Source organism: Amycolatopsis sp. NPDC004747 (assembly GCF_053601335.1).
Window position 1 is genome coordinate 1 of record NZ_JBSGBQ010000012.1, and the last position, 22,001, is coordinate 22,001.

Annotated in this window: 22 protein-coding genes and 1 rRNA gene; 4 read left to right on the forward strand and 19 right to left on the reverse strand. The window is 71.2% G+C overall.

Going from position 1 to position 22,001, the window contains the following annotated elements; genetic code table 11:
• From ACWEGE_RS20470 to ACWEGE_RS20480, 3 genes are all read right to left on the reverse strand, one after another.
• A 16S ribosomal RNA gene (locus ACWEGE_RS20470) occupies positions 1-293 on the reverse strand; the annotation flags it as partial.
• 352 nt (positions 294-645) lie between these two features.
• Positions 646-1,920: a tyrosine--tRNA ligase gene (gene tyrS / locus ACWEGE_RS20475; RefSeq protein WP_449662031.1), complete on the reverse strand. Its 1,275-nt coding sequence runs from the start codon at positions 1,918-1,920 to the stop codon at positions 646-648.
• Between the two features lie 32 nt (positions 1,921-1,952).
• Positions 1,953-2,591 carry a DNA-3-methyladenine glycosylase gene (locus tag ACWEGE_RS20480; RefSeq protein ID WP_449662032.1) on the reverse strand — a complete coding sequence of 213 codons (639 nt, stop codon included), beginning with the start codon at positions 2,589-2,591 and terminating at the stop codon, positions 1,953-1,955.
• A gap of 113 nt (positions 2,592-2,704) precedes the next feature.
• Here ACWEGE_RS20480 and ACWEGE_RS20485 point away from each other — a divergent pair, with 113 nt between their 5' ends.
• Entirely contained in the window at positions 2,705-3,295 is a 591-nt protein-coding gene (locus tag ACWEGE_RS20485) for a hypothetical protein (RefSeq protein ID WP_449662033.1), read from the forward strand.
• The gene (locus tag ACWEGE_RS20490) at positions 3,295-3,948 is read left to right on the forward strand and encodes a TetR/AcrR family transcriptional regulator (RefSeq protein WP_449662034.1); all 654 of its coding nucleotides are present in this window, start codon (positions 3,295-3,297) and stop codon (positions 3,946-3,948) included. The genes ACWEGE_RS20485 and ACWEGE_RS20490 overlap by 1 nt, the downstream gene beginning before the upstream one ends.
• Here ACWEGE_RS20490 and argH read toward each other — a convergent pair.
• Genes argH through argC form a run of 8 tightly spaced genes read right to left on the reverse strand, consistent with a single transcriptional unit; the run spans position 3,941 to position 11,362 of the window.
• Positions 3,941-5,356: an argininosuccinate lyase gene (gene argH, locus ACWEGE_RS20495; protein WP_449662035.1), complete on the reverse strand. Its 1,416-nt coding sequence runs from the start codon at positions 5,354-5,356 to the stop codon at positions 3,941-3,943. The genes ACWEGE_RS20490 and argH overlap by 8 nt on opposite strands.
• Positions 5,357-5,386: 30 nt before the next feature.
• Positions 5,387-5,644 carry an argininosuccinate synthase gene (locus ACWEGE_RS20500; RefSeq protein ID WP_449662036.1) on the reverse strand — a complete coding sequence of 86 codons (258 nt, stop codon included), beginning with the start codon at positions 5,642-5,644 and terminating at the stop codon, positions 5,387-5,389.
• Positions 5,641-6,141, reverse strand: a complete 501-nt coding sequence (locus ACWEGE_RS20505) for an arginine repressor (protein ID WP_176171294.1) — start codon at positions 6,139-6,141, stop codon at positions 5,641-5,643. Before ACWEGE_RS20505 ends, ACWEGE_RS20500 begins: the two co-directional genes overlap by 4 nt.
• Positions 6,138-7,064: an ornithine carbamoyltransferase gene (argF, locus tag ACWEGE_RS20510; protein WP_449662037.1), complete on the reverse strand. Its 927-nt coding sequence runs from the start codon at positions 7,062-7,064 to the stop codon at positions 6,138-6,140. The genes ACWEGE_RS20505 and argF overlap by 4 nt, the downstream gene beginning before the upstream one ends.
• Entirely contained in the window at positions 7,064-8,266 is a 1,203-nt protein-coding gene (locus tag ACWEGE_RS20515; RefSeq protein WP_449662038.1) for an acetylornithine transaminase, read from the reverse strand. Before ACWEGE_RS20515 ends, argF begins: the two co-directional genes overlap by 1 nt.
• The gene (gene argB / locus ACWEGE_RS20520) at positions 8,263-9,180 is read right to left on the reverse strand and encodes an acetylglutamate kinase (protein ID WP_449662039.1); all 918 of its coding nucleotides are present in this window, start codon (positions 9,178-9,180) and stop codon (positions 8,263-8,265) included. Before argB ends, ACWEGE_RS20515 begins: the two co-directional genes overlap by 4 nt.
• The gene (gene argJ, locus ACWEGE_RS20525) at positions 9,177-10,337 is read right to left on the reverse strand and encodes a bifunctional glutamate N-acetyltransferase/amino-acid acetyltransferase ArgJ (RefSeq protein ID WP_449662040.1); all 1,161 of its coding nucleotides are present in this window, start codon (positions 10,335-10,337) and stop codon (positions 9,177-9,179) included. The genes argB and argJ overlap by 4 nt, the downstream gene beginning before the upstream one ends.
• A complete protein-coding gene (gene argC, locus ACWEGE_RS20530; RefSeq protein WP_449662041.1) occupies positions 10,334-11,362 on the reverse strand; it encodes an N-acetyl-gamma-glutamyl-phosphate reductase in 1,029 nt (342 codons plus the stop codon). The genes argJ and argC overlap by 4 nt, the downstream gene beginning before the upstream one ends.
• Positions 11,363-11,436: 74 nt before the next feature.
• On the opposite strand from argC, the gene ACWEGE_RS20535 reads away from it, so the two are divergent.
• Positions 11,437-12,393 carry a helix-turn-helix transcriptional regulator gene (locus tag ACWEGE_RS20535; RefSeq protein WP_449662042.1) on the forward strand — a complete coding sequence of 319 codons (957 nt, stop codon included), beginning with the start codon at positions 11,437-11,439 and terminating at the stop codon, positions 12,391-12,393.
• A gap of 154 nt (positions 12,394-12,547) precedes the next feature.
• Here ACWEGE_RS20535 and ACWEGE_RS20540 read toward each other — a convergent pair whose 3' ends face one another.
• On the reverse strand, positions 12,548-13,045 hold the full coding sequence (locus ACWEGE_RS20540) for a helix-turn-helix domain containing protein (RefSeq protein WP_449662043.1): 498 nt from the start codon (positions 13,043-13,045) through the stop codon (positions 12,548-12,550).
• Between the two features lie 203 nt (positions 13,046-13,248).
• Complete coding sequence (locus ACWEGE_RS20545) at positions 13,249-14,832, reverse strand: alpha/beta hydrolase (RefSeq protein ID WP_449662044.1); 1,584 nt, start codon at positions 14,830-14,832, stop codon at positions 13,249-13,251.
• A 193-nt stretch (positions 14,833-15,025) separates the two neighbouring features.
• On the opposite strand from ACWEGE_RS20545, the gene ACWEGE_RS20550 reads away from it, so the two are divergent.
• Complete coding sequence (locus ACWEGE_RS20550; RefSeq protein ID WP_449662045.1) at positions 15,026-15,715, forward strand: DNA alkylation repair protein; 690 nt, start codon at positions 15,026-15,028, stop codon at positions 15,713-15,715.
• Between the two features lie 252 nt (positions 15,716-15,967).
• Here ACWEGE_RS20550 and pheT read toward each other — a convergent pair whose 3' ends face one another.
• The 6 genes from pheT to infC all read right to left on the reverse strand — a co-directional run bounded on the left by pheT (position 15,968) and on the right by infC (position 21,913).
• On the reverse strand, positions 15,968-18,535 hold the full coding sequence (gene pheT / locus ACWEGE_RS20555) for a phenylalanine--tRNA ligase subunit beta (RefSeq protein WP_449662046.1): 2,568 nt from the start codon (positions 18,533-18,535) through the stop codon (positions 15,968-15,970).
• Positions 18,535-19,596 carry a phenylalanine--tRNA ligase subunit alpha gene (gene pheS, locus ACWEGE_RS20560; RefSeq protein ID WP_449662047.1) on the reverse strand — a complete coding sequence of 354 codons (1,062 nt, stop codon included), beginning with the start codon at positions 19,594-19,596 and terminating at the stop codon, positions 18,535-18,537. Before pheS ends, pheT begins: the two co-directional genes overlap by 1 nt.
• Before the next feature lie 177 nt (positions 19,597-19,773).
• Positions 19,774-20,589, reverse strand: a complete 816-nt coding sequence (locus ACWEGE_RS20565; RefSeq protein ID WP_449662278.1) for a TrmH family RNA methyltransferase — start codon at positions 20,587-20,589, stop codon at positions 19,774-19,776.
• Positions 20,586-20,963 (reverse strand): 50S ribosomal protein L20, encoded by a 378-nt coding sequence (gene rplT, locus ACWEGE_RS20570; RefSeq protein ID WP_004559056.1) that lies wholly within the window; start codon positions 20,961-20,963, stop codon positions 20,586-20,588. Before rplT ends, ACWEGE_RS20565 begins: the two co-directional genes overlap by 4 nt.
• A 67-nt stretch (positions 20,964-21,030) precedes the next feature.
• Entirely contained in the window at positions 21,031-21,225 is a 195-nt protein-coding gene (gene rpmI / locus ACWEGE_RS20575) for a 50S ribosomal protein L35 (RefSeq protein ID WP_086840453.1), read from the reverse strand.
• A 67-nt stretch (positions 21,226-21,292) separates the two neighbouring features.
• Positions 21,293-21,913 (reverse strand): translation initiation factor IF-3, encoded by a 621-nt coding sequence (gene infC, locus ACWEGE_RS20580; RefSeq protein ID WP_086840451.1) that lies wholly within the window; start codon positions 21,911-21,913, stop codon positions 21,293-21,295.
• Positions 21,914-22,001: the final 88 nt, after the last annotated feature.

Here is a 22,001-nt window from a genome sequence, read left to right on the forward strand (position 1 = left end):
CTCAGGCCGGCTACCCGTCGTCGCCTTGGTAGGCCACTACCCCACCAACAAGCTGATAGGCCGCGGGTTCATCCTGCACCGCCAGAACTTTCAACAACCCTGGATGCCCAGGGAAGTGATATCCGGTATTAGACCTCGTTTCCAAGGCTTATCCCAGAGTGCAGGGCAGATTACCCACGTGTTACTCACCCGTTCGCCACTCATCCCCACCCGAAGGTGGTTCAGCGTTCGACTTGCATGTGTTAAGCACGCCGCCAGCGTTCGTCCTGAGCCAGGATCAAACTCTCCAACAATGTCTTCGAATTCAATCGAGGCAAATGTATTGCTCTCAAAGGAAACCCCGACGAGGGGGTTTCATATAAGCTCTACTGGCTTAGTTCACTAGCACACTGTTGAGTTCTCAAGCAACACACCCCGACCTCGCCGCGATCAAGCGGCTCGCTCGAAGCGAGTCATTCCTAGCAGTTTTTGGTGGGACACCCACTCAATCGCTTTCCGCGAGAGCTTGGTTCGTGTCCCGGCGGCCACCCGGTTTCCCTGGCGACTTGGAGAACTTTACACCCCCTCCAGAGGCCCGAAACAGGGGGGGGTACCTTAACCGCGTTCCCGCAGGTCAGAGGCCTGTTTCGGGCCACCGGGGGCCGATCAGCCGCCGAGCGCGACGCCGGCGACGTTCCGCTTGCCCCTGCGGACGACGAGCCACTTGCCGTGGAGGGCGTCCTCGCGGGCCGGCTTCCACTCCTCGTCCGCGATCTTCACGTTGTTGACGTACGCGCCGCCCTCCTTGAGGGTGCGGCGCGCGGCGCCCTTGCTGTCCACCAGTCCGCCGGCGAGCAGCAGGTCGACGATCGTCGGCTCGGCCGCCGGGTCGACCTTGCCGTTGGGCACCTCGGCCATCGCCGCGTCGAGGGTGCGTTCGTCCAGGTCACCGAGCTCGCCGCGGCCGAAGAGCGCCTGGCTGGCGTTGATCACCTGGCGGGTCTGCTCCTCGCCGTGCACCAGCGTGGTGAACTCTTCCGCCAGTCGCTTCTGCGCGGCCCGCAGGTGGGGACGCTGTTCGGTGTCCTCGGCCAGCGCGGCGATCTCCTCCTGACCGAGGAACGTGAACATCCGCAGGTATCGGACGACGTCGGCGTCACCCACATTGACGAAGTACTGGTACCAGGCGTACGGCGAGGTCATCTCGGGGTCGAGCCAGAGGTTCCCGCCGCCGGTGGACTTGCCGAACTTGCGGCCCTCGGCGTCGGTGACCAGCGGCGCGGTCAGCGCGTGCACGCTCGCGCCGTCGGTCCGCCGGATCAGGTCGACCCCGCCGACCAGGTTGCCCCACTGGTCGGACCCGCCGACCTGCAGCTTGCAGCCGTACTGGCGGTGCAGCTGCAGGTAGTCCTGCGACTGCAGGAGCAGGTAGCTGAACTCGGTGTACGACATGCCGTCGCCCTCGAGCCGGCGCTTGACCGTCTCCCGGTTGAGCATGACGTTGATCGAGAAGTGCTTCCCGACGTCGCGCAGGAACTCCAGGGACGTCTGCTGCCCGGTCCAGTTCAGGTTGTTTTCCACGATCGCGCCCGTCGCCGAGTCGTCGAAGTCGACGAACCGTTCGAGCTGGCCGCGGATGCGCCCGGCCCACTCGGCCACGACGTCGAGGGTGTTCAGCGTGCGCTCGCCGGTGTCACGCGGGTCGCCGATCATCCCGGTCGCGCCGCCGGCCAGCACGATCGGCCGGTGCCCGGCGCGCTGGAACCGCTTGAGCATGAGCAGCGGGACCAGGTTGCCGGCGTGCAGGCTGGGTGCGGTCGGGTCGAAGCCGCAATAGAGCGTCACGGGACCCTGGTCGAGCTCGCGCCGGAGGGCGTCGATGTCGGTGGACTGCGCGATCAGGCCGCGCCAGGACAGCTCGTCGAGGATGTGTTCGCTCACGCCTGTAGATCCTCCCGCACCAGGTCAACCGACTAACTGGCGGGTCGGACCCGCCGCTTCCCGCCGCGCCGGTAGGTGGACACGGCAGGCGACGCGCCGTCCCAGAACCGCCACGGGGTGTCCATCGCCATCGCGACGCCGACGCGCGGGCCGCTGCGGATCCGCTCGGCAGGAACCCGCTCGCCCACGTACAGCCGGACCGACGAGGCCGGGTCGGTCAGGTCGACGCCGTTCTCGGCGCGGTCGATGCGCAGCACCGACGTCAGGATCGCCGGGCCCTTGGCGAGCTCGCCGGTCCCCCGCGCGTTCGGCCGCCGCCTGCGGACGACGTCGAGGCCGGTGACGACCTCGCCCGCCCGCAGCAGCACCGCCCCGGCGACGCCGTCGGTCGAGCCGACGATGTTCGCGCAGAAGTGCATCCCGTAGACGAAGTACACGTACAGATGACCGGCTGGGCCCCACATGACGGCGTTGCGCGGGGTCTGGCCGCGGTAGCAGTGCGACGCCGGGTCGTCCTCGCCGCGGTAGGCCTCCACCTCGACCAGCCGGACGCCGACGGTGCCGTCCGGACCGTCGGCCTCCAGGACCGCGCCGAGCAGCAGGTGGGCCAGGTCGACCGGGTCGAGCGCGAGTTCGTCGCGGGTGAACAACCGGCCTGCGTCGCCGCTCAAACGGGGTCCTTTCCTCGGCTGCCTGGCGCGATCACCCTAACCCTTGAGCGATCGCTCAAACTTCTCTACAGTCGTTTTGAGCGGTCGCTCAAACCCTGAGGGGGAACCGAGAGATGCAGCCGAAAGCGCTCTACGCCGAGACGCTGATCCGCACGGACCTGGACACGCTGTGGCGGCACACGCAGGACCCGGACCTGCACCGACGCTGGGACCTGCGCTTCGCCGACATCAGCCCGCTCACCGGGTGCGACGGCCGGCACGCCTCGAGGTTTCTCGGGGTGACGGTCACCGGCGTCGGGGTGAGCGCGCCGTCGAGCACCAGGCCCGGCGGCTCGCGCATCTCGGTGCTGCGGTTCGCCTCCGCCCACCCGCTGTCGCTGATCAGCGCGGGCACCGAGTTCTGGCACTACACGCCGGTCGGTGACGGCGTCCGGTTCGTCACCGGCTTCGACTACGGCACCCGCTGGGGACGCTTCGGGCGTGCGGCAGACCGGCTGTTCCGCCCGCTGTTCGGCTGGATGACGGCCTGGTCGTTCGACCGGCTGCGGATCTGGCTCGAGACCGGGATGCCACCCGAGGAACAGCTCCTGACCGAGCCCTCGGCCGCCCGCTGCGACCGGACCCGCCCGCGCGCGAAGGACGTGGACGTCGGCGGAGGGGTGAGCGGGGCGGTCAAGCCACTTCGTGAGAAGGTCGTGGACTGATGGGCACCGGCCGGAACTCCAGTTCGCAGGACACGAAGCAGCGGCTCGTGGACGGCGTGCTGGAAGTCGTCCGGCAGCAGGGCATCACCGCCGTCTCCGCCCGGTCGGTCGCCAGTGCCGCGGGCGCGAACCAGGCGCTCGTCTTCTACCACTTCGGCAGCGTCGAAGAGCTCGTCGCGCAGGCGTGCGTCTCCGCGACGGAAGCCCGCGTCGCGCTCTACCGTGACCGGTTCGCCGCCGTGGCCACGGTCGGCGAGCTGCTGACGCTGGGCCGGGAGATCCGCACCGCGGAACGCGCGAAAGGCAACCTGGCCCTCCTCGCCCAGACCCTCGCCGGGGCACAGGGCAGCGAACGGCTCGCCGAAGCGACCCGGGAAGGCCTGGACAAGTGGATCACCGAGGTCCGCATGGCGCTCGAACGCGTGCTCGCCGGCTCGCCGCTGGCCGAGCTCGCCGATCCCGACGGGCTGGCCCACGCCGTGTCCACCGGGTTCCTCGGGCTGACGCTGTTCGACACGGTCGATCCCGACGGCGCCGAGCAGGCCGTCGCCGCGCTGGAGCAGCTGGCCGTGCTCGTCGACGTCCTGGACGGGCTCGGCCCGGTGGCCACGCGGGCCGTCCGGGCCAAGCTCCGGAAAACCCGGCTCAGTTGAGCCACTGGCGGGCCGCGGTGACGCGCTCTTCCAGCCGCGCTCGCTGTTCCGCCACCCGGACGGGCGCCGTGCCGCCCCGGGCGTCGCGGGAGTTCACCGAGCCTTCGACGGTGAGGACTTCGCGCACGGCGGGCGTCAGCGCCGGGTTGATCTTCTCGAACTCTTCGTCGGTCAGCTCGTCCAGGCCGACGCCGCGGGCCTCGGCGACGCGGACGCTCTCGCCCGCCGCTTCGTGCGCGACGCGGAACGGGACGCCCTGGCGCACCAGCCACTCGGCGATGTCCGTGGCCAGGGTGAAGCCCGCCGGGGCCAGCTCGGCGAGCCGGTCGGTGTGGAAGGTGAGCGTTTCGAGCATGCCGGCGATCGCCGGGAACAGGAGCTCCAGCTGCTCGACCGAGTCGAACACCGGCTCCTTGTCCTCCTGCAGGTCGCGGTTGTAGGCCAGCGGCTGCGCCTTGAGGGTGGCCAGCAGGCCGGTGAGGTTGCCGATCAGCCGGCCCGCCTTGCCGCGGGTCAGCTCCGCGACGTCCGGGTTCTTCTTCTGCGGCATGATCGAGCTGCCGGTGGCCCAGGCGTCGTCCAGCGTCACGTAGCCGAACTCGGCGGTGTTCCAGATGATCACCTCTTCGGCGATCCGGGACAGGTTCACCGCGAGCATCGCGACGGCGAAGGCGAACTCCGCGACGAAGTCCCGCGAAGCAGTACCGTCGATGGAGTTCTCGACGCTGGTGGCAAAGCCCAGCTCCTCGGCGACGGCCTCGGGGTCGAGACCGAGCGACGAGCCGGCGAGCGCACCCGAGCCGTACGGCGACTCGGCCGTGCGGGCGTCCCAGTCCTGCAGGCGCGAGACGTCCCGCAGCAGCGCCTGGCCGTGGGCCATCAGGTGGTGGGCCAGCAGCACCGGCTGGGCGTGCTGCAGGTGCGTGCGGCCGGGCAGGATCGCGTCCGGGTGCCGCTTGGCCTGCGACACCAGCGCGTCGATGACCTCCAGCGTGCCGGCGACGACGCGGCGGGCGGCGTCGCGCAGCCACATCCGGAACAGCGTGGCGACCTGGTCGTTGCGCGAGCGGCCGGCGCGCAGCTTGCCGCCGAGCTCGGTGCCCGCGCGCTCGAGCAGGCCGCGCTCGAGGGCCGTGTGCACGTCCTCGTCGGCGATCGTCGGGGTGAACTCCCCCGACGCCACGTCCTGGGCGAGCGTGTCCAGCGCGGCCAGCATGCCGGCGAGCTCGTCTTCGGTGAGCAGGCCTGCCTTGCGCAGCACGCGGGCGTGCGCGCGGGACCCGGCGATGTCGTAGGGCGCCAGGCGCCAGTCGAAGTGCGTCGACGCGCTCAGCGCGGCCATGGCCTCCGCCGGACCGCTGGCGAACCGGCCGCCCCACAGCTGCACCGGCTGCTCGTTCCCGCTCACTGTTCTCGTTTCTCCTCGGTGTTCGTGTGTTCAGGCGACCGTGATCCGGCCGTCGTACAGGACCAGGCGGACACTGGCACATCCGCGGCCGGTCCGCCGTTCGAGTGCGGCGCACGCTTCGCCGCGACCGATTCTCTGCGCTTCGCCACGCGCGTTCAGCATCCGATGCGCTTCGGCGACCGAGACGGTCTCGCCGTCGATCGCCACCGGGATCCCGTGGTCGAAGGTGATCACGACCTCGTCCGGCGCGAGGAACTCCCCCTCGGCCGGGAAGATGTCGCCGATCATGGTGTTCCTTCGTCCGCCGATCGCTGGGCGAGCGCGGCGAACCGCTCGGCGAGTTCCTTGCCCGTCAGCGGTTCCCGGGCGATCACGGCGACGGTGTCGTCACCCGCGATCGAGCCGACGACCTCTTCGAGCGCGGCCCGGTCGATCGCGCTGGCCAGGAACTGCGCGGCGCCGGGCGGGGTCCGCAGCACCATCAGGTTGCCCGATGAGTCGGCCGAGACCATCAGCTCCGCGAGCAGCCGGGAAAGCCGGGACGTGCCACCCTGCACCCCGCGGACCGGGCTGCCGTCCTCGGGGATGACGTAGACCGGCGCGCCCGAGTCCGGCCCGCGCAGCTTGACCGCGCCCAGCTCGTCGAGGTCGCGCGACAGCGTCGCCTGGGTGACCTCGATGCCTTCGGCGGCCAGCAGCTTGGCCAGCTCGGTCTGGCTGCGGATGGTCATGGTGGACACGAGCTCGGTGATCCGCGCCTGCCTGCCCACCCGGCTGCCGGTCATCGCCTGCTCTCCTCGAACAGCCAGACGAGCAGCGCCTTCTGGGCGTGCAGGCGGTTCTCCGCCTCGTCCCAGACCGCGCTGGCCGGGCCGTCGATCACCTCGTCGGTGATCTCCCAGCCGCGGTGCGCGGGCAGGCAGTGCAGCACGATCGCGTCGTCCGCGGCCTTCTTCAGCAGCTCGGTGTTGACCTGCAGGGCGCGGAACGGGCCCACCCGGTCGAGGCCGTCGTTCTCCTGCCCCATCGACGTCCAGGTGTCGGTGACGAGGACGTCCGCGCCGTCGACCGCCGCGTACGGATCGGTGAAGACGGTGGCCGTGCCGCCGGTTTCGCTCGCGCGCTTCTTCGCGTCCAGCATCACGCCCTGGTCGGGCTGGAAGCCGACCGGCGAGACGACCCGGACGTGCATCCCGGCGGTGACCCCGCCGAGCAGCAGCGAGTGCGCCATGTTGTTGGCACCGTCGCCGAGGTAGACGAGGGTGAGGCCCTCGAGCTTGCCCTTGCGCTCGCGGATGGTCATCAGGTCGGTGAGCACCTGGCACGGGTGGAACTCGTCGGTCAGCGCGTTGACCACCGGGATCGACGCGGCCGACGCCATCGCTTCGATGCGCTTCTGCGCGAAGGTGCGCCACACGATCCCGTCGACGTACCGCGAGAGGACCCGCGAAGTGTCCTCGATCGTCTCTTCGCGGCCGAGCTGCATCGACCGGCCGTCGACGATCACCGGGTGGCCGCCGAGCTGGCTGATGCCGACCTCGAACGAGAACCGGGTCCGCGTCGAGTTCTTCTCGAAGATCGCCGTGACCGACTTGCCGGCCAGGGTCTTGTTGCCCAGCGGGTCGGCCTTGAGCGCGTCGGCGAGGTCGAGGATGGCCTTCTGCTCGGCCGGACTGACGTCGTCGTCGCGGAGGAAGTGGCGCAGCATCAGTCGGAGTCCTTCGTGGTGGAGTCGAGCACGTTCGGGAGGGCGGCGAGGAAGCCTTCGGCCTGCTCGCCGTCGAGGACGAGCGGGGGCGCGAGCCGGATGGCGTCCGGCGCGACCGGGTTGACGAGGTAGCCGGCGTCCTGGGCGGCCTGGGCGACCACCGCCGAGACGGGCTGTTTGAGCGCGATGCCGAGCAGCAGCCCGGCGCCGCGGACCCCGGCGACGAGCGGGTGCCCCAGCGCCTCGACGCCCGCCGCGATGTCCTTGCCCAGCGAGGCGACGTGGTCGAGGAGCCCGTCGGCGGCGATGGTCTTCAGCACGGCCAGGCCGGCCGCGCAGCAGACCGGGTTGCCGCCGAAGGTGGTGCCGTGCTGCCCGGGCTTGAGCAGGTCGCCCGCCGCGCCGACGCCGATCACCGCGCCCAGCGGCAGCCCGCCGCCGAGACCCTTCGCCAGGGTGATGACGTCCGGCACGATGCCGGCCTGCTGGTAGCCGAACCAGGTGCCGAGCCGGCCGAGGCCGGTCTGCACCTCGTCGAGCACCAGCAGCGTGCCGGTGGCCTTGGTGATCTCGCGGGCGGCCTGCAGGTAGCCGTCCGGCGCCGGGATGACGCCCGCCTCGCCGAGCACCGGCTCCAGGAAGACAGCCGCGGTGTCCGTGTCGACGGCGGCCTTGAGCGCCGCGACGTCTCCGAAGGGCACGTGCTCCACGCCGGGCACCAGCGGTTTGAAGGCGTCGCGCTTGGCGGGCTGGCCGGTGAGCGTCAGCGCACCCATGGTCCGGCCGTGGAACGCGCCTTCGGCGGCGACCACCTTGGTGCGCCCGGTCAGCCGGCTGATCTTCAGCGCGGCTTCGTTGGCCTCGGCGCCGGAGTTGACGAACAGCACCTTGCCGTGGCCGGTCAGGCCGGCCACGTCGAGCAGCGCCTCGGCGAGCTCGACGGCCACCGGGTTGACGTAGAGGTTCGAGGTGTGGCCGAGCCGCTTGATCTGCTCGGTGACGGCCTCGACGACGGCGGGGTGCGCGTGGCCGAGCGCGTTGACGGCGATGCCGCCGACCAGGTCGACGTACTCCTTGCCGTCGGCGTCCCACACCTTCGCGCCCTCGCCGCGCACCAGCGTCAGTTTCGGGGTGCCGTAGTTGTCCATGAGGGCGGACTGCCAGTGCTCCTGGCCCTCCACATTGGACGTGAGGTCGGTCACGGGAGCTCCGTTTCGGGGAAGACCATGGTGCCGATGCCGCGCGAGGTGAAGACCTCCAGCAGCACCGAATGGGCGAGGCGGCCGTCGATCACGTGCGCCCGGCGCACGCCGCCGCGGATGGCGCGCACGCACGCCTCCATCTTCGGGATCATGCCGCTGGCCAGGCCGGGCAGCATGGTTTCCAGGCGGTCGACGCGGACGCGGTCGATCAGCGACGACCGGTCGGGCCAGTTCGCGTACAGGCCTTCGACGTCGGTGAGCACCACGAGCTTTTCAGCGCCCAGCGCGGCCGCCAGCGCTCCCGCGGCCGTGTCGGCGTTGACGTTGTGCACGACGCCTTCGACGTCCGGGGCGACCGTGGACACGACCGGGATGCGCCCGGCATTGACGATGTCCAGCACCGCGTCCGGGTTGACCTCGGCGACCTCGCCGACCAGCCCGATGTCGACCTGCTCACCGTCCACAGTGGCCTGTTTGCGCTCGGCGGTGAACAGCCGGGCGTCTTCGCCGGAGATGCCGACCGCGTACGGCCCGTGGGCGTTGATCAGCCCGACGAGCTCACGGCTGACCTGGCCGGTGAGCACCATCCGGACGATGTCCATCGTCTCCGGCGTGGTGACCCGCAGGCCGCCCTTGAACTCGCCTTCGACGCCGAGGCGCTTGAGCATCGCGGTGATCTGCGGGCCGCCGCCGTGCACGACGACCGGGCGCAGGCCGGCCAGCCGGAGGAACACCATGTCCTCGGCGAAGGCCGCCTTCAGCTGGTCGTCGATCATCGCGTTGCCGCCGTACTTCACCACCACGGTGGCCCCGTGGAACCGCTGCAGCCAAGGCAGCGCTTCGATCAGCACCCCGGCCTTTTCGGCCGCCGTCGCGAGTCGCTCGTCCGCGGAAATCAGAGCCTCCTGGTTCATGAGGAGTACGCGCTGTTCTCTTCGACGTAACCGTGCGAAAGGTCGGTGGTGTAGATGGTCGCCGTGCCGGCGCCGACGCCGAGGTCGACGACGATTTCGACGGCCCGGCCGGTGAGGTCCGCCTCGGACCGGTCGGCGGCCGGCACGCCCTGGGCGAACAGGGTGACGCCGTTGATCGCGATCGACACGGCTTCCGGGTCGATGCGGGCCGGCACCCGGCCGAGCGCCATGGCGATCCGGCCCCAGTTCGGGTCGGAGCCGAACAGCGCCGTCTTGACCAGGTTGTCCTCGGCGATCGTGCGGGCGACCGCGATCGCGTCGGCTTCGGTGGCCGCGCCGCGCACGGTGACGTCGACGTCCTTCGTCGCACCCTCGGAGTCCGCGCGCAGCTGGAGCACCAGGTCGTGGCTCACGGCGGTGAGCAGCTCGGTGAGCTCCGCTTCCGTGGGCTCGACTCCGCTCGCGCCGGACGCCAGGACCAGGACGGTGTCGTTGGTGGACGTGCCGCCGTCGACGTCGAGCCGGTCGAAGGTGACGTGGGTCGCCGCGCGCAGGGCCCGGTCGAGGGTTTCCTTGTCCACCACGGCGTCGGTGGTCAGGACCGAGAGCATGGTGGCGAGGTTCGGCGCGAGCATGCCCGCGCCCTTGGCGAAGCCGCCGACGCTCCAGCCGTCGTCGTGCTTCGCAAACGCTTGCTTCGGCTTCGTGTCGGTGGTCATCACGCCCTTGGCCGCGTTGAGGCTCGCTTCCGGGCTCGCGTCGAGGGCCTTGACGGCGGTGTCCACTCCGGACAGGAGCGCGTCCATCGGCAGCCGCTCGCCGATCAGGCCGGTGGAGCAGACGGCGACCTCGATCGCGCCGGCCTCCAGGACCTCGGCGACCTTCTCGGCCGTGGCGTGGGTGTCCTGGAAGCCGCCGGGCCCGGTGGCCGCGTTGGCGCCGCCCGAGTTGAGGACGACGGCCTTGAGGCGCTGCTGCTTGAGGACCTCCTGCGACCACAGCACCGGCGCGGCCTTGATGACGTTGCGGGTGAACACGCCGGCGGCGACGTCGAGCGGGCCGTCGTTGACGACCAGGGTGAGGTCGAGCGCGCCGGAGGCCTTGATCCCGGCGGCGACGCCGGCGGCGCGGAAGCCCTGGGGGCCGGTGACGGTCACGGTGCCACTCCTACGGTGGAAAGCCCGGTGGTTTCCGGGAGGCCGAGGGCCAGGTTCATCGACTGGACGGCACCGCCTGCGGTGCCCTTGGTGAGGTTGTCGATCGCGGCGACGACGACCAGGCGCTTCGCGTCGGCGTCGACCGTGACCTGCAGCTGGGTGTTGTTCGAGCCGAGCGTCGCCGACGTCGTCGGCCAGGCGCCGGCGGGCAGCAGCTGGACGAACGGCTCGGCGTCGTAGGCCTTTTCGTACGCCGCGCGGGCAGCGGCCTCGTCGACGCCGTCCTTCAGCGGGGCGCTCGCCGTGGTGAGGATGCCGCGGGGCATCGGCGCCAGGACCGGCGTGAAGGACACGGTGACGCGCTCCCCCGCGACGGCCGAGAGGTTCTGCGCGAACTCGGGGGTGTGGCGGTGGGCGCCGCCGACGCCGTACGCGCTCGCCGAGCCCATCACCTCGGAGCCGAGCAGGTTCGGCTTGAGGCTCTTGCCGGCGCCGGAGGTCCCGGTCACCGCGACGATCGTGACGTCGGGCTCGATCAGGCCGGCGGCGAACGCGGGCGCGAGGGCCAGCGAGCCGCCGGTCGGGAAGCAGCCGGGCACGGCGATGCGCTTGGTGCCGAGGAGCTTCTCGCGGGCGCCGGGCAGCTCCGGCAGGCCGTACGGCCACTGGCCGGCGTGGTCGCCGCCGTACCAGCGCTGCCAGTCGCCGGCGTCGGCCAGGCGGTGGTCGGCGCCGAGGTCGACCACCAGGACGTCCGGGCCGAGCTGCGCCGCGATCGCCGCCGAGTGCCCGTGGGGCAGCGCGAGGAAGACGACGTCGTGGCCGGCGAGGGTCTCCGGCGTCGTCTCGGCCAGCACTCGGTCGGCGAGGGGGACGAGGTGGGGCTGGTGGACGCCGAGCTTCGTGCCCGCGCTGCTGGCGGCCGTGAGCGCGCCGATCTCGACCTCGGGGTGGGTCAGGAGCAGGCGCAGCAGCTCACCGCCCGCGTACCCGCTGGCTCCGGCCACCGCGATGTTCACCGTCATACGCATGATTATGCACGCCCTTGCAAGTCTAAACAAACTCGAAGTGGTGGCCGCCACCTTGGGAAGCTGGGCCCATGACGGACACCCCGGCCCGCTTGCTCGGCCTGCTTTCGCTGCTCCAGACACCCCGGGAGTGGCCGGGAAGCGAACTGGCCGAGCGCCTGGGCGTCAGCCCGCGCACCATCCGCCGCGACATCGAGCGGCTCCGCGACCTGGGCTACCCGGTGGAGGCCAGCCGCGGGACGGCGGGCGGCTACCGGCTGGTCGCCGGCACCGCGATGCCCCCGCTCGTGCTCGACGACGAGGAAGCCGTCGCGATCGCGGTCGGGCTGCGGGCCGCCGCGGGGCAGTCCGTCTCCGGCATCGAGGAGGCGTCCGTGCGGGCGCTCGCCAAGCTGGAGCAGGTCCTGCCGGCGCGGCTGCGCCGCCGGGTGGGCACGATCGGCACGGCGACGGTCGCCGTGCCGGCCACCGGACCGGTCGTCGACCCGGCGCAGCTGACGGTGTTCGCCGGGGCGATCACCAACCACGAGACCGTCCGGTTCCGCTACCGCGCCCACGACGCCGCCGAGACCCGCCGCCGGGCCGAGCCGTTGCGGCTGGTCGCGGCGGGCCGCCGCTGGTACCTGGTGGCCTACGACCTCGACCGGGCGGACTGGCGCGTATTCCGCGTCGACCGCGTCCGCGACGCCCAGGCAACCGGCGGCCGGGTGGCACGGCGCGAGCCGCCGGCGACGGACCTGGCCGCCTACGTGATCGACCGGTTCTACGACCTGGCGGCGTCGTACCGGGCGGTGGCCGTCCTCGAGGAGCCGGCCTCGCGGATCGCACCCCGCCTCGGCCAGGCGACGGGCGAGCTGACCGACCTCGGCGACGGCCGGTGCCGGTGGCGCAGCCACGCGGACACGCTGGACTGGCTCGCCTTCCGGCTGCTGGGGCTGGGATGCGGGTTCGTCGTCGAGGAACCGCCGGAGCTGATCGCGCACCTGAAGGTGCTCGCCGCCCGCGCGGCCGCCGCCGTGCCGGACTGACCTGTGGTGCTGCACTGCTCCCCTCCCTGAGGTGCTTCGGCGAGTGGTGGTCAGAGCTCCCGGTGTCTGCAGGCCGCTTCTTCCGGTCGCCTTCGAGGTCTCGGGTGATACTGCGGTGGGCCGCTCCCCCTGCGGACCGGCCCACCGCCGCCGCTCAGCCCGGCTCGCCTCCGTCCAGATCCGTGCGCCTGCTCGGCGGCACGGGGAGGTAGCAGCCCGGGTGCTCCGGGTCGCAGCCCACGCGCGGCAGGCGGGCGCGGATGCCACCGGGGGTGCGCTCGAAGTGCGCCGCGATCTGCGCGACGCTCTCCCCCGCGATCCACCGGCTCTCCAGCTCCGCGTCCGCCTCCTCGCTCCACGGGCGGCCCTGCTGGGCAGGACGGCCCGCGGATCTTCGCCGCGGCCCGCGGCCCTCGCCGGTCGCGGAGAGCAATCCGTCCGAGACGAGCTCCGCCACCGTGGCCGCCACCGCGACGTCCAGGTCGAGGCTGCCCTCGGCGACCTGTTCGCCACCGGGGCCGCCGGCTTCCAGGGTGATCATCACCCGGGGCGTGGGTTCGGCGCGGTCGACGTCCGTCCTGGTCGCGACCACGATCTGGTAGATGTTGTCCGCTGCCCGGATCTCGGTCCGGCGCTGTTCGATGATCGACATGCCACGAAGCTAGCGCGCACCCCCGACAATTTTCGGCCACGCGCTGCTCACGGCCCACTTCGCTCCGAAACTGTCGGACCCCTCCCCTAACGTCTCTCCCGAACACGAACCGTCACGAGGAGGCGACGATGGGACACCGGCGGACAAGACGCTGCCCCGGTCCGGAAGCACCGGACCGGGGCAGCGGGATGCAGCAGGTTCGCTCAGAAGTGCAGCAGCTGGGCCAGCGTGCTCTGCTTCTCCTGGGCGGCCTTCGCGGAGTTGTCCGACTTCTGCGCCGCGGCGCCGTCGGGCAGCGGCGGCGACACCGGGCTGCACTGGACGTCCGAGTGGTTGCCGGGCAGGCGCTTCGGCAGGGTGCCGGTGGCCAGGTAGTCGGCGATCTTGTCGTCCACACAGGACACCCCGGACAGCGAGCCGGCGTGCGTCGTGCCGCCGGGCGCGCTGATCAGGCTCGAGTTCGGGAACCGCTTCCGCACCTCGAGGCTGCCGGTGTACGGCGTGGCGGCGTCGAGCTCTTCGCTGATGAGCAGCGCACCGGCCACCTTGCTGCCGTCGATGTCCACCGGCTTGCCCGCCTTCGCCGGCCAGTACACGCAGGGCGCGTTGAACCAGGCGTTGCCCCAGGTCTCGAACGGGGCCTTGAAGTAGGTCAGCCAGTTGTCGATCCGCCAGCGGTTCCAGTCGGTCGGCCACTGCACGTCGGTGCACTGCACACCCAGGTAGACGGCGAACCCGTTGTCGTCGCCCGGCGGGTTCGAGTTGTCGTAGAGCTTCTTCAGGGTCTGCCAGTCACCCTTGTGCACGTAGCCGTCGAAGGCCTCGGCCATGTCGACCCAGCCGAAGACGTAGTAGCCGGCCTGCAGGAAGATGTCGGTCCACTCGTCACCGCCGATGACGCCGCCCGCCGGGTTCTTGGCGAGCTTGCGCTGCGTGTCGTACCAGAGCTTCTCGACGGCGTCGCCGCTCTTGCCCAGGTGGTAGACGTCGTCGTACTTCGCCAGCCAGTCGAAGTAGATCTTGATGTTCTTGTCGAACGCGACGTCCTGGTCGAGGTTGGCCTGGTACCAGACCTTCCGCGGGTCGACGTTGCCGTCGAGCACCATCCGGCGGACGTTCTTCGGGTACAGCGTGCTGTACACCTGGCCGAGGTAGGTGCCGTAGGAGAAGCCGTAGTAGTTGATCTGCTTCTCACCGAGGGCCTTGCGCAGGCTGTCCATGTCCTGGGCGACGTCGGTCGTCTTCAGGTGGTTCAGGATCTCGCCGTTCTTGCGGCACGCGTCGGCGTACCCCTTCGAGCGGGCGAGCCAGGTCTTTTCCAGCTGCACGGTGGTCGGCACGTAGGCCGGCCGGTTGTAGCTGAAGTAGTTCCCGTCGCAACTGACGGCGGGCTTGCTGGAGCCGACGCCCCGCGGGTCGAAGCCGATCCAGTCGTAGTTGTCCCCGGCGTTGTTCGGCACGTACTTGCCGAGCACCGACAGGCCGAGGCCGGAGCCGCCCGGGCCGCCCGGGTTCACCAGCATGATGCCCTGGGACTGCGCGGTCTTGTGCTTGATCCGCGACACCGCGACGGAGACCTTCGCCCCGCCCGGCTTGGCGTAGTCCATCGGCACTTCGAGGAAGCCGCACTCGGCGCCGTTGGCCTTGAGGCTCGCCGACGCGCACGGGCCCCAGGCGATCGGCGCGGGGGTGAACTGCGCCCCGGGTGCCGCCGAGGCGGCGGGCGCGGCGGCCATCAGCCCGGCCGCGAGCCCCGCGGTGGCGATGGCGGCAACGATTCTTTTCACAGTCGTCCTTTTCGTCCGCATTCGACAGCGTTCGCCAGATTTCGACGAAACTACCGGCAACCTCGGTCAATCTCGCTGACCGACGCGGCTTCCGCCATCCGTCTTTCGTCGGTATCTGCGGTGGCCGCGCGGCACCGGAACTGTCGGTGGCCGGCAGTACGCTGCGGGACGCCTCGGCCCGACAGGAGGATTGATGAGCGCGGACGAACGGCTGGTCGCGGCGATCCGCGCCGGGCTGGCGGAGCTGGCCGACCCGGCGAAGGCGCCGGCGATGCAGGCGTACATGAAGTCGGCCATGCCGTTCCGCGGGGTGGCGAAACCCGAGCGCAGCGTGCTCCTCAAGCGGGTGCTGGCCGGCCACATATTGCCCGATCGGGTGAGTTTTCTGGGAACCGTCCTGGAGTTGTGGCGAGCGGCCGAATTCCGCGAGGAACGCTACGCGGCGATCGACCTTTCCGGGTACCGGGCCTACCGGCGGTGGCAGGATCCCGACCTGGTTCCGCTGTACGAGGAAATGATCGTCGACGGGGCCTGGTGGGACGTCGTGGACGAGGTGGCCATCCGGCGGATCGGCCCGATCCTCCGGGAGTACCGCGCGGAGCTGACCCCGAAGATGCTGACATGGGCCGACGACGCCGACCTCTGGCGCCGCCGGACGGCGATCATCTGCCAGGTGGGGGCCAAGGAGGACACCGACACGGAGCTGCTGACCCGCACGATCGAGCCGGCGATCGCCGAGCCGGAGTTCTTCCTGCGGAAGGGAATCGGGTGGGCGTTGCGGGACTACGCGAAGACGGCGCCGGGCTGGGTGCGGCGCTTTGTGGACGAGCACCCGGGGTTGTCCGGGTTGTCGAGGCGGGAGGCGCTCAAGCACATCGGGTGAAGCGGGGGCCGGGGGCCGGGGGCCGGGGGCCGGGGGCCGGGGGCCGGGGGCCGGGACGAGCGTGCACTCAGGCGGTCGGCTTGCGTACCCAGAGGGTCGGCTCGCGTGACCAGGAGGTCGGCTCGCGTGATTGGAGGGTCGGCTCGCGTGATTGGAGGGTCGACTCGCGCGGTTGGGTGGTGAGGGTGGGATGGCCCGGCCCCTCCTGCTCTGGTGAGCGGGAGGGGCCGGGACCGTCGGAGCCGGTGGTCGTCAGGCTCGGAGGGTTGCGCTGAAGCGCTCGCCCGCCGCTGCCACCGCCGCGTCGCGGGCCTTGGTGGCTTCGTCGACCGTCAAGGTGCGGTCCGGGGCGCGGAACCGCAGCTTGTACGCCAGCGATCGCTTGCCCTCGCCGACCTGCTCGCCCGCGTACACGTCGAACAGCGTGATGTCCTCCAGCAGCTCGCCCGCGCCCTCGCGCAACACCGCCGCAAGATCCGCCGACGGCACCTCCGCCGCCGCGACCAGGGCCACGTCCAGCAGCACCGGGGGGTAGCCCGACACGCTCGGCGCCGGGCGGGCGTCCGGCAGCGGGATCGCGTCCAGGTCCAGCTCCATCGCCACCGTCCGCGGTGGCAGGCCGAGCGCCTCGACCACCTTCGGGTGCAGCTCGCCCGCGTGGCCGACCGGCCAGTCGCCGACGCGGAGCTGGGCGCAGCGGCCCGGGTGCCACGGGGGGAGGTCGGCCGCCTGGACCGTCAGCTCCACCCCGGCCGCCTCCGCGACCGTGCGGGCCGCCTGGACCGCGTCGGCCCAGTTCGCCGGCTCACCCGGACCCCACCAGCCCGCCCGGTGGCGGTTGCCGGCCAGGACCACCGCCACGTGCAGGGGCTGCTCGGGTACCGCCGCCTCCAGCAGGGCCAGGTCCTCGTCCGACGGCCGGTGCTCGACGCCGAGGTCGGGGACCTTCAGCGGGTTCGGGGCCGGGAGCACCACCTGGCCGATGTGGTACAGCGACACGTCCTTCATCCCGCGGGACACGTTGCGCTGCAGGGTGTCCAGCAGGCCCGGCAGCAGCGTCGTCGCCAGGCGGTTGCGGTCGGCTTCCAACGGGTTGCGGACCACCACCGCGTTGCGGCGGACGTCGTCCTCGGGCAGGCCGAAGGCGTCCCACACCGCGTCGCCGACGAACGGGAACGGACGCACCTCGACGTACCCGGCCTCGGCCAGTGCCCGGGAGACACTCCGGACCCGCCGCTGGCTGTCGGTCAGGCCGCGGCCGGCCGGGGCGGCGGGCAGCGTCGACGGGATGCTGTCGTAGCCCTCGAGCCGCAGCACCTCTTCGACCAGGTCGGCCGGCTGGCGCAGGTCGCCGCGCCAGCTCGGGGGGATCGCCGTGACCAGGCCCGTGCCGTCGTCGCCCGTGCCGACCGAGACCTTGCAGCCGATCTGGGTGAGGCGGCGGACCGTGACCCCGCGCTGGTAGTTCACGCCCGCGATCTTGTCGGGCAGGTTGATCGGCATGACGACCGGCGGGTTCGGCTCGACCGAGCCCTCGTCGGTGCGGCCCGGCTGGATGGCGGCGTCGCCGTACTGGCGCAGCAGGCGCGCGGCCAGCTCGACCGCCGCCGCGCACAGCTGCGGGTCGGTGAACCGCTCGAAGCGCTTGGCGGCCTCGGAGAACAGCTTGTGCCGCCGCGCGGTGCGGCTGATCGCCGCCGGGTTCCAGTGCGCCGCCTCGAGCAGCACGTCCGTGCTCTCCGGCGTGATCTCGGTGCTCGCGCCGCCCATCGTGCCGGCGAGCGAGATGACGCCGCTGTCGTCGGCGATGACCACGTCGTCCGGGTCGAGCGTGCGCTCCACGTCGTCCAAAGTGGTCAGTTTCTCGCCCGGCTTGGCCCGGCGCACCACCAGATCGCCCTGGATGGCCTTGGTGGCGAACGCGTGCAGCGGGTGCCCGAGTTCGAGCATCACGTAGTTCGTGACGTCGACGGCCAGTGAAATCGACCGGATGCCGGCCAGCATCAGCCGCCGCCGCATCCGCCACGGGGTCGGCGCCGTCGCGTCCAGGCCGGTGACCCGGCGCAGCACGAACCGCGGGCAGCCTTCCGGGTCCTCGACGTGGACCGGCCAGGCGTCGCCCTCGGCCGCCGGGACCTCCAGCAGCGCCGGGTCGCCGAAGGGCACGTCGAGCGCGTTCGACAGCTCGCGCGCGAGCCCGCGGATCGACAGCGCGTAGCCGCGGTCCGGGGTCGGGGCCAGCTCGATCACCGAGTCGTCGAGGCCGAGCAGCTCGCTCGCGTCGTCGCCCGGGCTCGCGGTGCCCGGGGGCAGCACGAGGATGCCGGTGTGGTCGTCGCCGAGGCCGAGCTCGCGCGCCGAGCAGATCATGCCGTCGCTGATCCGGCCGTAGGTCTTGCGGGCGGCGATTTCGAAGTCGCCGGGCAGGACGGCACCCGGCAGCGCGACGACGACCAGGTCACCCTCGACGAAGTTGCGCGCGCCGCAGATGATGCCGCGGGTCTTGATGCCGTGCGGGCCCTCGTCGAACTCGCCGGTTTCGTCGTCGTCTTCGTCGTCGAGGTCTTCGTCGTCGAGCTCCTCGGCTTCGTCGGCGGGCTCGCCGACGTCGACGCGGCAGAAGCGCACCGGCTTCTTGAACTCGGTGAGCTCCTCGATCTCGGCCACCCGGCCGACGACCAGCGGGCCGGTCACCGGGCCGAGCTCGCGCAGGTCGTCGACCTCGATGCCGATCCGGACGAACGCGTCGGCCAGGTCCTGCGGCGTGACCTCGTCGGTGAGATCGAGGTGTTCGGTCAGCCAGCTGACTGGAACTCGCACTACGCCTCCGTTCCGAAGGGAAGGGTGAAGCGGACGTCGCCCTCCACCATGTCGCGCATGTCCGGGATCCCGTTGCGGAACTGCAGGGTGCGCTCGATGCCCATGCCGAAGGCGAACCCGGAGTACACCTCGGGGTCGACGCCGCAGGCGCGCAGCACGTTCGGGTTGACCATGCCGCAGCCGCCCCACTCCACCCAGCCGGGGCCGCCCTTCTTCTCCTCGAACCAGACGTCCACCTCCGCGGACGGCTCGGTGAAGGGGAAGAAGTGCGGGCGCAGCCGCGTCTTCGAGTTCTCGCCGAACATCGCGCGGGCGAAGGCGTCCAGCGTGCCCTTGAGGTGGGCCATGGTGATGCCCTTGTCCACCGCCAGGCCCTCGACCTGGGTGAACACCGGCGTGTGCGTCGAGTCGAGCTCGTCGGTGCGGTACGTCCGGCCGGGGCAGACCACGTACACCGGCAGGTCGCGGTGCAGCAGCGTGCGCGCCTGGACCGGCGAGGTGTGCGTGCGCAGCACCAGGCCGGAGTCCTCTTCGCCGACGTAGAACGTGTCCTGCAGCTGGCGGGCCGGGTGGTCCTTGCCGAAGTTCAGCGCGTCGAAGTTGAACCACTCGGCTTCGAGCTCCGGCCCCTCGGCGATCTCGTAGCCCATCGCGACGAAGGCGTCGGCGACGCGTTCGGAGATGGTGCTGATCGGGTGCCGGGCGCCGCGCGGGACGCGGTCCCACGGCAGGGTGACGTCGACGGCTTCTTCGCGCAGCACCCGCTCGTCGCGCTCCACCTGGAGCTCGGCGCGGCGGGCGTCGAAGGCCGCCTGGACGGCTTGGCGGGCCTCGTTGACGCGCTTGCCCGCCTCGGCCTTCTCCTGCTTGGGCAGGGCGCCGATCTCGCGGCGGGCCAGCATCAGCGGCGCGTGGTCGCCGAGGTGGGCCGGCTTGACCTCGGCCAGCCCGTCGAGCCCGGTCGCGGCGGCGAACGCCGCTTCGGCGGCCTTGACCGCCTCCTGCAGCGTCTCGGGGGCGAGCACCGCGCCCTGTGCTTCCTTCTCCGTGGCTCCGGACATAACTCCTCGGCGTCCGCTGGGACTGGTCGTTCGCGCTCCGCCGCACACGGCACGCGAGAGGTCAAAGGCGGGAAAAGTCTATGGGATCGGCTCCGCAGGCCCCCGGTCGCCCCGTGGCACGCGGACACCCGGCGAACGGCCCCGCGAAGTCCGTCGGCCGCGGCCCCGGCGACCGGGTCAGCGCCGCGCCGCCATCGCGCTGGTGTACACGCAGACAGCCGCCGCGGTGGCGAGGTTCAGGCTCTCCGCGCGGCCGTACAGCGGGATCCGGACGGCGAGGTCGGCGCGGCCGAGGACGTCGGCGGGCAGGCCGTGCGCCTCGTTGCCGAACACCCACGCCGTCGGGGCCGCGAGGTCCACCCGATCGAGTTCGGCGTCGGCGTAGCCGTGGGCGGCGAACGTCCGCAGGCCCGCGGCCGAGCAGGCGGCCAGCGCGGCCGGGACGTCGCGGAGGCGCGCGATCGGCAGGTGGAACAGGCTGCCGGCGGCCGCGCGGACGCACTTGCCGTTGTGGGGATCGACCGTGTCGCCCGCCAGGACCACCGCGTCGGCGCCGGCCGCGTCGGCGACGCGGATCACCGTGCCCGCGTTGCCGGGGTCGGCGACGTCGACCAGCACCACCACGAGCTTGGCGGCCGGGGTCACGGCCTCCTCGAGCGGCCGGTCCAGCAGCGCGCAGACGGCCACGATGCCCTGCGGCGTCACGGTTTCCGACAGCCCGTCGGCGGCGCGGTCGGTGATCGGCGACACCGGAACGCCTGCCGCGCGGGCCGCGTCGACCAGGTCCGCGTGCTGCTCGGACGCGCGCGAAGTGACGAACAGCTCGTACACCGTGCCGTCCGCCAGAGCGGCCTCGACGGCGTTGGCGCCTTCGGCCAGGAACCGGCCGGCCTTGTCGCGTTCCGCGCGCCGCGTCAGCTTGCGCGCAGCAACGACCCGGGGGGTCCGTTCGGTGAACGGGTCCGCCCCGGGTCGTTGAAAGCTGCCGGTCAGGCCGACTTCGCTTCGCCGGTGTTGACGTTGGCCTTGGCGAGCTCGGCCAGCGCGGTGAAGGCGGCGGCGTCGTTGACGGCCAGGTCCGCGAGGATCTTGCGGTCGACCTCGACACCCGCGGCCTTGATGCCCTGGATGAACCGGTTGTAGGTCACGCCGTTGGCGCGGGCGGCCGCGTTGATGCGGGTGATCCACAGCTGGCGGAAGTCACCCTTGCGGGCACGGCGGTCCCGGTAGGCGTAGTTCAGCGAGTGAAGCGTCTGCTCCTTGGCCTTGCGGTACAGCCGCGAACGCTGGCCGCGGTAGCCGCTGGCCAGTTCGAGAGTTGCGCGACGCTTCTTCTGGGCGTTGACCGCCCGCTTGACGCGTGCCACGGGTCCATCCTGTCGATCTCAGGGGGCGAGGGGGACGCCCCGGGTGGTTACAGCAAGTTCTGCGGGATCAGATGCCGAGCAGGCGCTTGACGCGGCTGACCTCGGTCTTCGACACCTCGGTGGTGCCCTCGAGACGCCGGGTCACGCGGCTGGACTTCTTCTCCATGCGGTGGCGCCGGCCGGTCATCTGGCGGCGCAGCTTGCCCGTACCCGTCTTGCGGATGCGCTTGGACGTCCCGCTGTGGGTCTTCATCTTCGGCATTTCTGTCCTCTTTCGTGCGGCGGCTCACCGGAGAACCGGTGAGCCGCTGACTCGTGCTGGTCGGCGCCTACGCCTCAGGGGCCTGCTCGGGAGCGGGCTCGGCCTTGGCCTTCGGCTTCACGTTCTTGTGCGGGGCCAGCACCATGATCATGTTGCGGCCGTCCTGCTTGGCCGACGACTCGACGAACCCCAGTTCGGTGACGTCTTCGGCGAGCTTCTGCAGCAGCCGGTAGCCGAGCTCCGGCCGGGACTGCTCGCGGCCGCGGAACATGATCGTGACCTTGACCTTGTTGCCCGCCGCCAGGAAGCGCGACACGTGACCCTTCTTGGTCTCGTAGTCGTGCTGGTCGATCTTGGGGCGCAGCTTCTGTTCCTTGATGACGGTCAGCTGCTGGTTGCGCCGCGACTCGCGGGCCTTCTGCGCGCTCTCGTACTTAAACTTGCCGAAGTCCATGAGCTTGCACACCGGCGGGCGGGCCTGCGGCGCGACCTCGACGAGGTCGAGGTCGTTCTCCTGCGCCAGGCGCAGCGCATCCTCGATCCGGACGATGCCGACCTGTTCGCCGGCGGGTCCGACGAGACGGACCTCCGGCACCCGGATTCGGTCGTTGATGCGTGTCTCGGAGCTGATGGGGCCTCCTTGGTCCGAGGAATGTTTCCTGTTCTCGTTTCGACCTGGTGCCCACATAGCGAAGGCCCCGACACCGTTCGGTGCGCGGGGCCCACTCTGTTTCCGATCGTGCCCCGGAGGGCACTGCTTCGCTTCGGACTTGCGT

Bases quoted from the DNA above. Each gene is read 5' to 3' on its own strand.
- ACWEGE_RS20485 (WP_449662033.1), top strand. From the start codon at position 2,705: ATGCAGCCGAAAGCGCTCTACGCCGAGACGCTGATCCGCACGGACCTG.
- ACWEGE_RS20490 (WP_449662034.1), top strand. From the start codon at position 3,295: ATGGGCACCGGCCGGAACTCCAGTTCGCAGGACACGAAGCAGCGGCTC.
- ACWEGE_RS20500 (WP_449662036.1), bottom strand. From the start codon at position 5,644: ATGATCGGCGACATCTTCCCGGCCGAGGGGGAGTTCCTCGCGCCGGAC.
- ACWEGE_RS20505 (WP_176171294.1), bottom strand. From the start codon at position 6,141: ATGACCGGCAGCCGGGTGGGCAGGCAGGCGCGGATCACCGAGCTCGTG.
- argF (WP_449662037.1), bottom strand. From the start codon at position 7,064: ATGCTGCGCCACTTCCTCCGCGACGACGACGTCAGTCCGGCCGAGCAG.
- argB (WP_449662039.1), bottom strand. From the start codon at position 9,180: ATGAACCAGGAGGCTCTGATTTCCGCGGACGAGCGACTCGCGACGGCG.
- argC (WP_449662041.1), bottom strand. From the start codon at position 11,362: ATGACGGTGAACATCGCGGTGGCCGGAGCCAGCGGGTACGCGGGCGGT.
- ACWEGE_RS20535 (WP_449662042.1), top strand. From the start codon at position 11,437: ATGACGGACACCCCGGCCCGCTTGCTCGGCCTGCTTTCGCTGCTCCAG.
- ACWEGE_RS20540 (WP_449662043.1), bottom strand. From the start codon at position 13,045: ATGTCGATCATCGAACAGCGCCGGACCGAGATCCGGGCAGCGGACAAC.
- ACWEGE_RS20550 (WP_449662045.1), top strand. From the start codon at position 15,026: ATGAGCGCGGACGAACGGCTGGTCGCGGCGATCCGCGCCGGGCTGGCG.
- pheS (WP_449662047.1), bottom strand. From the start codon at position 19,596: ATGTCCGGAGCCACGGAGAAGGAAGCACAGGGCGCGGTGCTCGCCCCC.
- rpmI (WP_086840453.1), bottom strand. From the start codon at position 21,225: ATGCCGAAGATGAAGACCCACAGCGGGACGTCCAAGCGCATCCGCAAG.
- infC (WP_086840451.1), bottom strand. From the start codon at position 21,913: ATGTGGGCACCAGGTCGAAACGAGAACAGGAAACATTCCTCGGACCAA.